Below are 13,963 nucleotides of genomic sequence, written 5' to 3'. Positions count from 1 at the left end.
GCGGCGTCTGTCACGCTCACCACGAATGTTTTTTCCGAAGGCGGTTGCGGAGGAGGATCGAGGCGGCGGCGATCAGGGCGACGAGGAGAAGGAATACGAGCGTCGAACCGTATTGCACGCGTTCGGTGTATTCGTTTTGCGGGATTTTTGAGCTGACCACGTAGATGTGATACGGGAGCGCCATCACGCCTTGAAAAAAGAAATCGGTGAGCTTCGCGACTTGCCAGGGCAACTGGTCGCGCACGACGTAGGCGGCGGTGAACATGATAGGCGCGGTTTCCCCGGCGACGCGCGCGATGCCGAGAATCGACGAGGTGAGGATGCCGGGCAGCGCGTAGGGCAGCACGCTTTTGCGGATCGTCTGCCAGCGCGTCGCGCCAAGCGCGAGCGAGGCTTCGCGGTAGCCGCGCGGGACGGACTTAAGCGCTTCCTCGCTCGCGGTGATCACGACGGGCAGGACCATGAACGCGAGCGTAAACCAGCCTGCCATAAGGGAGACGTTCCAACCGAGAAATATCACAAACAGGCCGAAGCCAAAAAGTCCGAACACGATCGAGGGCACGCCGGCAAGGTTGAGCACCGCGAGCCGGATGAGGCGCGTGACCGTGTTTTGGCGCGCGTATTCGTTGAGGTAAATCGCCGAGCAGACGCCGAGAAAAAGCGCCAGTGTCATGGAGCCCGCGACGAGAAGCAGCGTGCCGACGATGCAGGGAAAAATGCCGCCGACCGAATAAACGTAGGCGTGCTCGGAACGCGGCGCGACGGCGGGTTGCGATGCGGACGGGGCGGCGAGATTTTCCATGAAAGCGCGGTAGTCGCGGTCGCCGAGCTCCAGCTTTTTTCCGTCGTGTTCAAAAACGTGGAGCGTCTCGGGCGCCTCGGTGAAAAACGCGATGTTGATGAAGGGAAACTCCGCCTTGAAAAGAACCGGCGCGCCTTTGAACACAATCGTGCCAACCACGAGCGCGCCGCAAAGCAGGACCAGGTAAGTCGAGGCGCGAAGGAGCCCGAAAACGGCGGCCTCGCGACGGCGGCGGGTGTTGTTTTGTTGGTGGAAATTCATGACGCGGGAAGCCGGTGGCGGAGGAGGATTTTTTGCGCCGTGTAGTTGATGAGGAGCGAGAGGACAAACAGCACCATGCCCACGACGAAGAGCGCGCGGTAGTGGATGCCGCCGTGGACAACCTCGCCCATTTCCTGGGCGATGATGCCGGTCATGGTGTGCACGGGTTGCGTGACGACCGCCGGGCCTGCGCTGAAATCGGGAATGGCGATGCGGTTTCCGGCGCAGAGGAGCACCACCATCGTTTCGCCGATCACGCGCCCGAATCCGAGCAGCACCGCCGAGATGATGCCCGAGAGCGCGGCGGGGGTGATGATGCGGAGCGTGGTTTGCAGGCGGCTGGCGCCGAGCGCAAACGAGGCTTCGCGAAGCGCGCGCGGGACGTTGGTGAGCGCGTCCTCGGCAAGCGTGAAAATCGTCGGAATCGATATGAGCGCGAGCAGGCAGCCCGCCGTCAGCGCGTTGAGCCGCTCGATGATCGGGAAGCCGGGGAGCCAGGCGAACCACGAGGTTTGCGAGAGCGAGCGCAGCAGCTCGCCAAGGACGGCGATCCCGAAAAAACCGAGCACCACCGACGGGAGCGCGGAGATGAATTCGATGGCGGGCTTGACAAGGCGCTGCTCGCGCGGCGACGCCACCTGGCTGATGTAGATGGCCGCGCCGACGCCGAGCGGAACGGCAATCGCCAGCGCGATGAGCGACGCGAGAAGCGAGCCGCTCAGGAGCGGCAGGATTCCATACCAGTCCTGCCAAAAGCTGGCGGTCGTCCATTCGCGCCCGGTGAAAAACGCGCGCGCACTCGCATGCCACGGCACGGGCGCGTCGGCGCGCCAGCCGGCGAGCTCGTTTTCGATTGCGGGGAGTTTCGCGATGAAGGCGCGGACGCGCGCTTGAAAGTTTTCCATCCGTCCGCTGGCGAGCGCCGGCGGGAGGCCGGTGTTTCCGGATGCGGAGAGGATGGCGCCCAGTTCGTCGCCGGTGGCGCGGAGGGCGTCGCGGCAGGCGGGAAGCGTATCGAGGACGGGCTTGATTTCCGCCTGGAAATCAACCGGCTCGATTTTTATCCGCCCCGCCTCGGTGGTTTTTCCGGCGTCGAGGAGCTGCCGGCGTTGCACGGCCTTGTCGTGCCGGAGCGCCGCGCGGGTCTTGATGGCGACGGCGGTTTCGCCGATGTCGGAAACCAGCTCGCGGACCGGGCCGATGGCGTCGCCGAACCGGACTGCGAAATCATCGAAGGCGGACAGGCGGGCGTTGGCGTCGGCGACCGGGAGACGGGCGTCATCGGTAAAATGTTGAAAGGCGCGAAGGCGAATGTCGAAAAGTTCGCGGACGAGCGCGGCGTGCTCCGTCTCGGCGCGGCGAAGGATGTCAACGTATTCGAGCCCGGCGCGCCGGTAGAGAACGAGGTCGTTGCGGCTGTCGCGAAAAAACGGCAGCCCCTCGCGAAAAAGAAAGATCGTGATGAGCGCGAGAATGAGAAGCGCGACGAGCGCGGTGGAGCCGAACGCCGCGCGGATGAGCCGCGCGACCAATGAGGAATGCATAATGGAAAAAGAGGAACCGGGAACGAGCCGACGCCCCGCACGGCCTCCGGAAGCCGGCGCCCCGCCCGCGGGTTTTTCGCCCGCGGGTGTTTTCTCTGAAGTGGGTTTGGGAGCTTTCATTCTACAATTCTACATTCCACATTTTTCATTCTTCATTGACCGGGCGCGAAACGCGCTCAGCGCACGGGCACGAACCCGATTTTCTCGGCGATGCGCTGGCCTTCCTCGCCGAGCGTGAAGGCGACAAACGCCGCGGCCTCCCCGGACGGCTGTCCGTTCGTGTAGTAGAAGGTCGGGCGGGCGAGCGGATATTTTTTGTCGAGCACGGCTTGTTTTGTGGGAAGCGCGCCGTCAGCCGAAAGCGCCTTGATGCCCGGGCTGCCGAGATAGGCGAGCCCGACGTAGCCGATGCCGTTTGGATTTCGCGCAACCTCGGCGGCGATCTGTTCGTTGCCGGCCATTTTTTGCGAGGACCTGGCGTAGTCGCGCTTGCGCATGGCGAGCTGCTTGAAGTCGGCGTAGGTGCCGGAGGAGGTGTTGCGCGTGTAGATTGAGATCTTGCCCGGCTTGCCGCCGACCGCGGACCAGTCGGTGATGTCGCCGGTGAAGATTTGCTCGATCTGGCGGCGGGTGAGGCCGGCGAGCGGATTGCCGGCGTTGACGATGATGCCGATGCCGTCGTAGGCGACGATGGTGGCCCTCATGTCAACGCCCTTGGCGGAAGCCGCGGACATTTCGGTGGATTTGGCGCTGCGCGAGGACATGCCGATTTGCGCGGTGCCGTCGATGATGGCGGCGATGCCGGTGGTGGAACCCTCGGCGGCGATTTCAAAAGTGACGCCGGGCTTGGCCGCCCTGTATTGCTCGGCGAGCATGGGCACGAGTTTTGCGCCGAGCGTGTCGGAGCCCCTGATGACGATTTTCCCGGCGCTGGCGGGAATGCCCGCCGCGAGCGCGAGGATGAATGCGAGGATGCGCGGAGATGGCAAAAAGAACGCCGGTGGTGTGGGCGATTTTTTAAGGAGGCCTCTGGATTTCATGTTTGTCTTGGTGTTTTTGCATCCGCGTGCGGCGGATCACACCAAGACAATGCCCGCCGCATGTGGCGAATTCGTGGCGGGAATGTTACAATCGTGTGAACTGCCGTGACGAATACCCCGTGGCAAATTTTCGCGGCAACATCGCGGAGTTGTTGGCACTCTTTGCCCCGCCAATCTTACGGATCGTTTGTGTGAGAATGCGGGGGATGTTCGCCCGGCAATCCTTACGGCAACAATGTGGACCCCATGAGTGCGCGATCACATTCGCGGGCGGCGGCTCGGCCCTCGTTGATCGCCCAGACAACCAGGCTTTGGCCCCGGCGACAGTCACCGGCGGCGAAGACTTTCGGATGATTTGTCCGGTGAATCTCATGCGCGGCCTTGATGTTTCCGCGGGCGTCGGTTTCCAGCTTCAGTTGGCCGGGCAGGGATTGCTCGGGGCCGAGAAAACCCATCGCCAGAAGGACGAGGTCGGCCTTCAGTGTTTTTTCGGTGCCGGGCTGCTCCCTTGGGATGAATTGTCCGTTTTGATTTTTCTCCCATTTCACTTCAACCGCCACGAGTTCACGCACGCTTTTTTCGCCGATGAATTTTTTGACGGTTGTCAAATATGCGCGCGGGTCGGCGCCTTGTCGCGCGGCGGCCTCTTCCTGACCGTAATCGGTTTTCAAAACCTTGGGCCATTCGGGCCAGGGGTTGCCGGGCTGGCGCGCGCGCGGCGATTCGGGCATGATTTCAATTTGCCGCACGGAGGCGCAGCCTTGGCGGAGCGAGGTGCCGACGCAATCGGTGCCGGTGTCGCCGCCGCCAATGACGATGACGTGTTTGCCTGCCGCGGAAATGGCGGGCGCGGTTTTGTTTCCCGACAAAACGGCCTTCGTGTTTTCTGTGAGAAAATCCACGGCGAAATGAACGCCGTCCAAATTGCGACCCTCGACGGGCAGGTCGCGCGGCTGCGTGGCGCCGATGCAAAGAACGATCGCATCGTGGGTGGCAAGCAGTTCATCAGGCTCGATGTCCGAGACGCTGCCGCCGCCGATTTCGGCGTTGCAAACAAAGGTGACGCCCTCGGCTTCCATATTGCGGATGCGACGCAGGACAACGTCGCGCTTGTCGAGCTTCATGTTGGGAATGCCATACATGAGCAGCCCGCCCGGCCGGTCGGCGCGCTCGAAAACGGTGACGGCATGGCCGGCGCGGTTGAGTTGCGCGGCGGCGGCGAGGCCCGCGGGACCGGAACCGACGACGGCAACTTTTTTGCCCGTGCGGAATTTCGGCGGACGCGGCACGACCCAGCCTTCGCCCCAAGCGCGCTCGCTGATCGAGCACTCGTTGTTTTTGATGGCGACGGGCGGGCGATTGATACCGAGGACGCACGAACCCTCGCAAGGCGCGGGACAGACACGTCCGGTGAACTCGGGGAAGTTGTTTGTTTTGTCGAGGCGCGCATAGGCCTCCCTCCAGAGTCCGCGGAAAACGAGGTCGTTGAATTCGGGGATGAGGTTGTGGACGGGACAACCCGCCGCCATGCCGGAGATGAGTTTTCCGGTGTGGCAGAACGGGACGCCGCAATCCATGCAGCGCGCGCCCTGGCGCCGGAGTTTTTCCTCGTCGAGTTTATGATGAAATTCATTCCAGTCGCGAAGACGGTCGAGCGGCGGACGATCCGTCGGAATCTCGCGCATGTATTCCAGAAATCCTGTTGGTTTTCCCATAGCGTTTTTATTTTAAATTTTTTCGTGTGGTCGGAGTGGTCTTATCAGTCGGATCGGTCTTATTGGCCGGAGGCGCTTAATTCCCGCCGACGCGGGAGTGGTCGTGGGCGTTGGCTTCGAAGGCGGCGGCGATGGCGTGGTCGCCGGCGAGTCCCTCGGCTTTCGCTTTTTCGATGGCCTCGAGCATTCGTTTGTAATCCTTCGGCATGATTTTGACAAAGTGCGGGAGCGCGGCGTCCCAATTGCCGAGGAGTTTTTGGGCGACGGCGCTTTGCGTGTAGCGCGCGTGGTTTTCGACAAGCTGCCGCAACGAGGCGGATTCATCCGCGTCCTCGATTTTTTCAACAAACACCATGCTGTCGTTGAGGTTTGAGGGGAGGCGGTTTTCGGGGTCGTGGACATAGGCGATGCCGCCGCTCATGCCCGCGGCAAAATTGCGCCCCGTGGCGCCGAGCACGACGACTTTCCCGCCGGTCATGTATTCGAGGCCGTGATCGCCGACGGATTCGACGACCGCGGTCGCTCCGGAATTGCGGACGGCAAAGCGTTCGCCCGCCATGCCGCATGCGTAGAGCTCGCCGGATGTCGCGCCGTAAAGGGCGACGTTGCCGATGATGATGTTTCGCGCGGGCTCGAAGGTGCTGGAGGCGGGCGGATGGATGATGATTTTGCCGCCGCTAAGACCTTTGCCGACATAGTCGTTCGCGTCGCCCGCAAGCCGGAATGTCATGCCTTTGGGGATAAACGCGCCGAAGCTCTGGCCGGCGCTGCCGTGAAAGCGAATGTCGATGGTGTCCTCGGGCAACCCGTTCGCGCCCCACTTGCGCGTGACTTCGCTGCCGGTGCGCGTGCCGACGACGCGGTGGATATTTTTGATCGGAAACTCCGCGGAGACTTTTTCACCGCGCTCAATGGCAGGGCGGCAGCTTGCCAGAAGCGCGGTGACATCGAAGGATTTTTCGAGTCCGTGATCCTGCGGAATCCGGCAGTGGCGCACGGTCTCCTCGCCGCCATCAGGCGCGTAAAGAAGGTTCGAGAGGTCGATGCCCCGGGCTTTCCAATGAGTGACGGCCTTGCGCGATTCGAGGCGCTCAACGCGCCCGACCATTTCGTCGAGCGTGCGAAAACCGAGTTGAGCCATCAGCTCGCGAACTTCCCGCGCGATGAAGGTCATGAAATTGACGACATCCTCGGGACGGCCCTTGAACTGTTTTCGCAGTTCCGGGTTTTGGGTGGCGACACCGGCGGGGCAGGTGTTGAGGTGGCAGACGCGCATCATGATGCAGCCCGTCGAGACGAGCGCGGTGGTGGCGAAGCCGAATTCCTCCGCGCCGAGCAGGGCGGCGATGACAACATCGCGCCCGGTTTTGAGCTGCCCGTCGGTTTCGACGGCGATGCGCGAGCGGAGATTGTTCAGGACGAGCGTCTGGTGCGTCTCGGCGAGGCCGAGTTCCCACGGGAGGCCGGCGTGGTAAATCGAGTTGAGCGGAGACGCGCCCGTGCCGCCGTCGTGCCCGGAAATGAGGACAACATCGGCGTGCGCCTTGGCGACGCCCGCGGCGATCGTGCCGACGCCGACTTCGGAAACGAGTTTCACGGAAATGCGCGCGCGGTGGTTTGCGTTTTTCAAGTCGTGGATGAGCTCGGCCAGGTCTTCGATCGAGTAAATGTCGTGGTGCGGAGGCGGCGAGATGAGGCCGACGCCCGCGGTTGTGTGGCGGGTTTTGGCAATCCACGGATACGCCTTCGAGCCGGGCAGTTGCCCGCCCTCGCCGGGTTTCGCGCCCTGCGCCATCTTGATCTGGATTTCATTCGCGTTGACGAGGTATTCGCTCGTGACGCCAAAACGCCCCGACGCGACTTGTTTGATAGCGGAGCATTTTGAGTCGCCGTTGGGCAGCGGCTTGAAGCGCTCGGGAGACTCGCCGCCCTCGCCGGTGTTGGATTTTCCGCCGATGCGGTTCATGGCGATGGCGAGCGTCTCGTGCGCCTCCTGCGAAATGGAGCCGTAGGACATCGCGCCGGTTTTGAAACGTCGGAGAATTTTTTCAACCGGCTCGACTTCCTCAAGCGGAACGGGATCGGCGGGCTTGAAGTCGAGAAGGCTGCGCAAGGTGCACAGGTGCGCGGCCTGGTCGTCGATGAGGCGGGTGTATTGCTTGAACACGGCATAGTCGCCGGTGCGAACGGCCTTTTGCAGCGCATGAATCGACTCGGGATTGAAGAGGTGGAACTCGCCGTTGTCGCGCCAGCGATAGTGTCCGCCGGGGGGAAGGGCGGTGTCGCCGGAGGCGATTGCGCCGCGCGGATTGAAGGCGGCGTCGTGGCGCATGAGCGTTTCCTCGGCGATGGTTTCGAGGTTGACGCCGCCGATGCGCGAAGGCGTCCAGGTAAAGTATTTTTCGATGACGTCATCGCGCAGTCCGACCGCCTCAAAAACTTGCGCGCCGCGATAACTTTGCGCGGAGGTGATGCCCATTTTTGTCATGATTTTCACGACGCCCTTCGAGGCCGCTTTCACGAAGTTTTTCGCCGCAGCCCGGCTGGAAATCCCGGGCAGCCAGCCATCGCCGGCGAGTTTTTCAATGCCCTCAAAGGCGAGGTAGGGATTGATTGCGCTGACGCCGTAGCCGACGAGCAGCGCGAAGTGATGCGTTTCGCGCGCCTCGCCTGTTTCGAGGACGAGACTGACCTTTGTGCGCAGCCCGGTGCGGATGAGGTAGTGGTGCAGGCCGGCGGAGGCGAGCAGCGCGGGGATGGCGGCGTTGCCCGCGTTCACACCGCGGTCACTGAGGATGAGCACGCTTACCTCGTCGTTTTCGATGAGTTTTGCGGCGCGGCTGAAAACGTCGTCGAGCGCTTTTTCGAGACCCTTCGGCCCGCCCGCCACGGGGAAGAGGATCGGCACGACGCCGACTTTGAGGCCGGGTTGTTTCATGCGGCGGATTTTTGCGAACTCCTCGTTGGTGATGACGGGATAAGGCAGCTCGACGCGGCGGCAGCTTGTCGGCAGCGCTTGCAAGAAATTGCCCTCCGCGCCGAGGCGTGTCTCGATTGAAATGATGATTTCCTCGCGAATGCTGTCGATGGGCGGGTTTGTGACCTGCGCGAAGAGTTGCTTGAAATAATCGTAGAGCAGGCGCGGTTTGTTGGAGAGGACGGCGAGCGGGGTGTCGTTGCCCATGGAGCCTATGCCCTCGATGCCGTCGCGCGCCATCGGGAGGAGGACGGCGTGCTCGGATTCGTAGGTGTGGCCGAAGGCGGTTTGCCGCTGCGCGAGGGTTTCGAAATTGCTTTCGGGAAGACTTTCGGCGGGCGGCAGCTTGTCGAGGGTGACGAGGTATTCGTCCAGCCATTTCCGGTAGGGATGGGCGGCGGCGAGTTGCCGTTTCACTTCGCGATCGTCGAGGATTTTGCCCTGTTCGGTGTCGATGAGAAGCATGCGCCCGGGTTGGAGGCGGTTTTTGGAGGCGATGTTTTCGGGGGCGATTTCATCGAGGACGCCCGCTTCGGAGGCGAGAACAACAAGGTCGTCTTTCGTGATGTAATAACGGGCGGGACGCAGGCCGTTGCGGTCAAGCTGGGTGCCGATGAGTTTGCCGTCGGTGAACACGAGCGCGGCGGGGCCGTCCCAGGGTTCGGTGAGGCAGGCGTGGTATTGGTAAAACGCGCGGAGGGCGGGGTCCATCGCCTTGTGGTGGGTCCACGGTTCCGGAATCATCATCATGACGGCATGGGGGAGGGAGCGCCCGGCGAGATGGAGAAGTTCGAGGGTGTTGTCGAACATGGCCGAATCGCTGCCGTGGGGATTGATTACGGGAAGGATTTTTTTGATGTCGTCGCCGAAGAGTTCGCTTGCGAGGTGCGCCTGGCGGGCGTGCATCCAGTTTACGTTGCCGCGCAGGGTGTTGATTTCGCCGTTGTGCGCGATGTAGCGGTAGGGATGCGCGCGGTTCCAGCTTGGAAAAGTGTTGGTCGAAAAACGCGAGTGGACGAGCGCGATGGCCGATGCGAGGTCGGGCGCGCGCAAGTCGGTGAAGTATTCGGGGAGCTGGGTTGTGAGCAGCATCCCCTTGTAGACAATCGTGCGCGCGGAGAGGCTTGGGACGTAGGCGGAGTCGCCGCCGGCGATTGCGGCAAGCTCGCGCGAGATGCGTTTGCGGATGATGTAGAGTTTGCGCTCAAAGGCGAGTTCGTCGGCGAGTTCGGGCGGGCGGTTGATGAAAACCTGGCGGATGCAGGGTTCGCAGGCCTTGGCGGTTTCGCCGAGCGTGGAGTTGTCGGTCGGCACGGTGCGCCATCCGAGGATTTCCTGCCCCTCGCTGCGAATGATGCGGGCGATGTGCGTCTCGCTGTCGCGGCGAAGGGTGGCGTTGCGCGGCAGAAAAAGAAGCCCCGTCCCGTAGTGTCCGCGCGGCGGCAGCTTGACGCCCGCTTTTGCGCAGGTGCGCGCGAAAAACTCGTGCGGAATTTGCATTAGGATGCCCGCGCCGTCGCCGGTGTTGGTTTCCGCGCCGGTCGCGCCGCGGTGGTCGAGTTTTTCCAGGACCTTGAGTCCTTGCTCGATGATGCGGTGGCTGGCGCGGCCCTTGACGTCCACGACAAAACCGACACCGCAGGCATCGTGCTCAAACCAAGGATCGTAAAGTCCCTGCTTGCGCGGCGGCATGGGCGCGCGCGGGAGTTTTTTTTCGGAGAGTGCGTTTGATGTGTGATTCACTGTGTTTGCTGGAAATGGGTTGCGGTTTCAGAATGCGAACCGGCACGCGGCCAGGCGCGCTTCCAGTTCGGCGGCGATGACGCGCTCGGCGGTTTCGTCGGCAGCCTGAAAGGTGGCGGAAAACCGGACGTGGCGTCCGGCGTCGTCCCAGGACACGGTGCTGATGAGCAGGTTTTTGATGAGCCATTCGCTGAAATCCGCGGCTTTCGGAAACCGGGTTTCCGAACCGTCGGAGTGGAGGACTTTTTCGGGCGCGGCGGTGTAGAGAAAAAATCCCGCCTTGGGTTTTTCGCAGGAGAATCCGGCTTTTTTCAGGACGGGGAGCAGAAGGTCGAAACGGCGCGCGTATTTGGCGGCGATTTGTCCCGGGATCGAGCGGTTGCCAAGGGCGGTGACGGCGGCTTTTTGGATGGCGATAAACTGGCCGGAATCGGTGTTGTCCTTCACGTCGGCATAAGCGCGCACGAGCCACGGATTGCCGGCGACGAAACCGATGCGCCATCCGGTCATGTTGTGGCTTTTCGAGAGCGAGTGCAGCTCGACGGCGATGTCTTTTGCTCCGGGGATTTGCAGGATTGAAAGCGGTTTTCCGTCGTAAGGCAGGGCCGCGTAGGCGGCGTCCTGGATGATGATGAGCCTGTGCTTTCTTGCAAAGGCGAGCGCCTCCTCGAAAAATTCGCGCGTGGCGACGGCGCCGGTCGGGTTGTTTGGAAAGTTCAGCAGGAGCACTTTTGCGCGCGGCAGAATGTCGCCGGGAATGCTGTTGAGCGCGGGCAGGAAATTGTTTTCCGGCAGAAGCGGCAGCGGGAAAATATTCCCGCCAAGGTAACGCGCGTGCGTGCCGAACACCGGGTAGCCGGGCGTGGTCGTGATGACGTAATCGCCGGGATTAACGATGCAGGCGGGGAGAATGGAGAGCGCCGCCTTCGAGCCGATGGAGTGGACGATTTCGGTTTCGGGATCGAGGCCGTCCACGTTGAAAATTTCGCGCATGTAGCGCGCGGCGGCTTGCCGAAACTCCATGCAGCCATTGTCGGCATAAATGCGGTTTTCGGGTTTCGGAGCCTCTCGTTGCAGGGTCGCCACAACGTCCGGAAACGCCGGCGCGTCCGGCTCGCCGACGCCAAGGTCGATAATACAACCGCCGGGATTGTTTTTAAGGGCCTCGCGCTTGGCGCGTTTAATCCGTTCGAACTTATAAATCTCGGTGGAAGTGCCGTAGGCGGCACCTCCGATTCTGTCGGCGAAAAGCTCACGAATTTCGAAGTCCATTGTGATTATATAAATCCCCGCGACTGCCCCGAGGCGGCCGGGTGACGGCGCAGGATTTGATCCGGATTATAAACATGTCAATTATACACTGAATTCCAGGCCGCTGACTGATAATGATTTTAGGAAATGTTATATAATCACGGGGGCTCATTATTAGATTTAATTTATTTCCCAAGATAATTGACATTAGTCCCGTTGATTGTTTTCGGTGGCAACGAACCCACGTTTCCCTGCGGTCCCCAAGGCCACTCTTGATCCGGCGGGAACGGGTTTCATAACACACTAAAATGAACGGTATAACAAATCGTGCTGGAGCCATTCAAGCGGCGGTGAACACTCCGCCCCGCAAAGCAGCAATTGACGCCACGGAGATATTTAAGGGCGATCTCTACGGCCGAAATGTCTTCGACCTGGCGAAACTGCGCCGCCACCTCCCGAAGGATGTTTGCAAGGAGCTGGAAAAAACAATCGAGACGGGCTCCCGGCTCGATGTTTCAATCGCCGACGAAGTCGCCTCCGCGATGAAAAACTGGGCGATCGAAAAGGGCGCGACGCATTTTGCTCACGTCTTTTTTCCCCTCACGGGACTCACCGCGGAAAAGCACGACAGCTTTCTCGCGCCCGCATCGGGCGGCGGCGCCGCGATCGCGGATTTTTCCGGCAAGTCGCTTATTCAAGGCGAGCCGGACGCGTCCAGTTTTCCCTCCGGCGGCATCCGCGCGACATTCGAGGCGCGCGGTTACACGGCTTGGGACGTGACAAGCCCCGCCTACATTTACGAGGGGCCGAACGGCAACACACTGTGCATTCCCACGGCCTTCGTGTCATGGACGGGCGAGGCGCTCGACAAGAAGACGCCGCTGTTGCGCTCCATGCAGACGCTCGACAAGCAGGCAAGGCGGGTGCTGAAACTTTTCGGGCACAAAAACATCCCGATGGTCACCGCCACCGCCGGCCCCGAGCAGGAATACTTCCTCATCGACCAGAATCTCTTCTTCCTGCGCCCCGACCTCTACATCAACGACCGCACGCTCTTTGGCGCGCCGCCGGCCAGGGGGCAGGAATTCGAGGATCATTATTTCGGCGCCATTCCCGAGCGCGTGCTGGCGTTCATGATGGAGGTGGACAACGAGTGCTACAAACTCGGCATCCCCATCAAAACACGCCACAACGAGGTTGCGCCCTCGCAGTTCGAAATCGCGCCGACCTTTGAAAGCGCGAACCTCGCCACCGACCACAACCAGATGGTCGCATCCATACTCAAGCGCGTCGCGCGGAAGCACGGCATGATTGCCATCCTCAACGAAAAACCCTTCCAGGGCGTCAACGGCTCGGGCAAGCACGTCAACTTTTCCCTCGGCAACAAGGACCAGGGCAACCTGCTCGATCCGGGCGACACTCCGCACGAGAACGCTCAATTCCTCGTGTTTTGCGCGGCGGTCATCCGCGCCGTTTCCATCCACAGCCGCTTTTTGCGCGCGGTCGTGGCGACGGCCTCGAACGACCACCGGCTCGGCGCCAATGAGGCCCCGCCCGCCATCATCTCCATCTTCCTCGGAGAGCAACTCAACAGCATCTTCGAGCAAATCAAGGCGGGCGGCGCCAAGTCCTCGGCGCGAAAAGGCACCCTGCGCGTTGGCGTGGACACCCTCCCGTCGCTTGCGAAGGACACGGGCGACCGCAACCGCACCAGCCCGTTCGCCTTCACGGGCAACCGCTTCGAGTTTCGCGCGGTCGGCTCCGGGCAATCCATCGCCGGCCCGCTCGTCGCGCTGAACACGATTGTCGCCGACTCGCTGGAATACATCGCCGAAAAAATCGAGGCGCTTCAGGCCAAGGGCTCCAAGCTGAACGAAGCCATCCAGATTGTGCTCAAGGAAATCATCACCGCGCACGGCAAGGTAATCTTCAACGGCGACGGCTACTCCGAGGAGTGGCGGAAGGAAGCCGCGCGGCGCGGGCTGCCCAACCTGAAAACCTCCGTCGAGGCGCTCCCCGCGCTCCTCGACAAGGTTTCCGCCGAGGTCTTCGTCAAGCACGGCGTCTTCTCAATGCGCGAACTTGAATCGCGCCACGAGATTTACACGGATGTCTATGTGAAGACGGTCAAGTCCGAGCTGAACTCCGCGCTGGAAATCGCAAAAACCTTCATCGTTCCCGCCGTGAACCGGCAGCTTGCCGAATTCGGCAGGACACTCGCCGCGCAAAAGGCCGCGGGCGCAAAGGGCGCGTCCACCGTCGCCTCGGTGAGGAAAGTTTCCGCCTTGCTGGAAAGCCTGCAGGGCAACATTTCCAAACTCGAAACCCTGCGGAAAACATTCCCGGAAAAAATCGGGGCGCAGGCCAGGCACGCGCTGAAAATCCGCAACCAGCAAAACAAACTCCGCGCCGATGTTGACGCGCTCGAAATGGAGGTGGCCGACGACTTCTGGCCGCTGCCGACCTACGGGGAGCTCCTGTTCATCAAGTGAGCGTTTTTAATAAGAAGCGCAAAATAACACCGGCATGAAAATGCAAAGTGACCGCTTGCGCATCCCCAACGGAGATGCGTCTGTTAGCCCGGGGTTGGCGCGAGCTTCGAGCGCCCACCCCGGGTTTTGTGAAAAAGA

7 protein-coding genes are annotated in these 13,963 nt (G+C 61.6%); 1 reads left to right on the top strand and 6 read right to left on the bottom strand.

Going from position 1 to position 13,963, the window contains the following annotated elements:
• Positions 1–16: 16 nt before the first annotated feature.
• The 6 genes from pstA to M2447_RS04525 form a co-directional block, all read right to left on the bottom strand.
• Entirely contained in the window at positions 17–1,063 is a 1,047-nt protein-coding gene (gene pstA / locus M2447_RS04550) for a phosphate ABC transporter permease PstA (protein WP_277557582.1), read from the bottom strand.
• On the bottom strand, positions 1,060–2,607 hold the full coding sequence (pstC, locus tag M2447_RS04545) for a phosphate ABC transporter permease subunit PstC (protein WP_277557581.1): 1,548 nt from the start codon (positions 2,605–2,607) through the stop codon (positions 1,060–1,062). Before pstC ends, pstA begins: the two co-directional genes overlap by 4 nt.
• 176 nt (positions 2,608–2,783) lie before the next feature.
• Positions 2,784–3,647, bottom strand: coding sequence for a phosphate ABC transporter substrate-binding protein (locus M2447_RS04540; protein WP_277557580.1), 864 nt, complete (start codon positions 3,645–3,647; stop codon positions 2,784–2,786).
• Between the two features lie 224 nt (positions 3,648–3,871).
• Complete coding sequence (locus M2447_RS04535) at positions 3,872–5,362, bottom strand: glutamate synthase subunit beta (RefSeq protein ID WP_277557579.1); 1,491 nt, start codon at positions 5,360–5,362, stop codon at positions 3,872–3,874.
• A gap of 76 nt (positions 5,363–5,438) precedes the next feature.
• Positions 5,439–10,031 carry a glutamate synthase large subunit gene (gene gltB, locus M2447_RS04530; RefSeq protein ID WP_343215368.1) on the bottom strand — a complete coding sequence of 1,531 codons (4,593 nt, stop codon included), beginning with the start codon at positions 10,029–10,031 and terminating at the stop codon, positions 5,439–5,441.
• Positions 10,032–10,109: 78 nt separating this feature from the next.
• Positions 10,110–11,354 (bottom strand): LL-diaminopimelate aminotransferase, encoded by a 1,245-nt coding sequence (locus tag M2447_RS04525; RefSeq protein WP_277557577.1) that lies wholly within the window; start codon positions 11,352–11,354, stop codon positions 10,110–10,112.
• Positions 11,355–11,641: 287 nt separating this feature from the next.
• Here M2447_RS04525 and M2447_RS04520 point away from each other — a divergent pair, with 287 nt between their 5' ends.
• A complete protein-coding gene (locus tag M2447_RS04520) occupies positions 11,642–13,825 on the top strand; it encodes a glutamine synthetase III (protein ID WP_277557576.1) in 2,184 nt (727 codons plus the stop codon).
• Positions 13,826–13,963: the final 138 nt, after the last annotated feature.

Origin of the sequence: Ereboglobus sp. PH5-10 (genome assembly GCF_029504735.1) — a bacterium.
Lineage (GTDB): Bacteria > Verrucomicrobiota > Verrucomicrobiia > Opitutales > Opitutaceae > Ereboglobus.
This window is presented reverse-complemented; position numbering and strand designations above follow the sequence as displayed.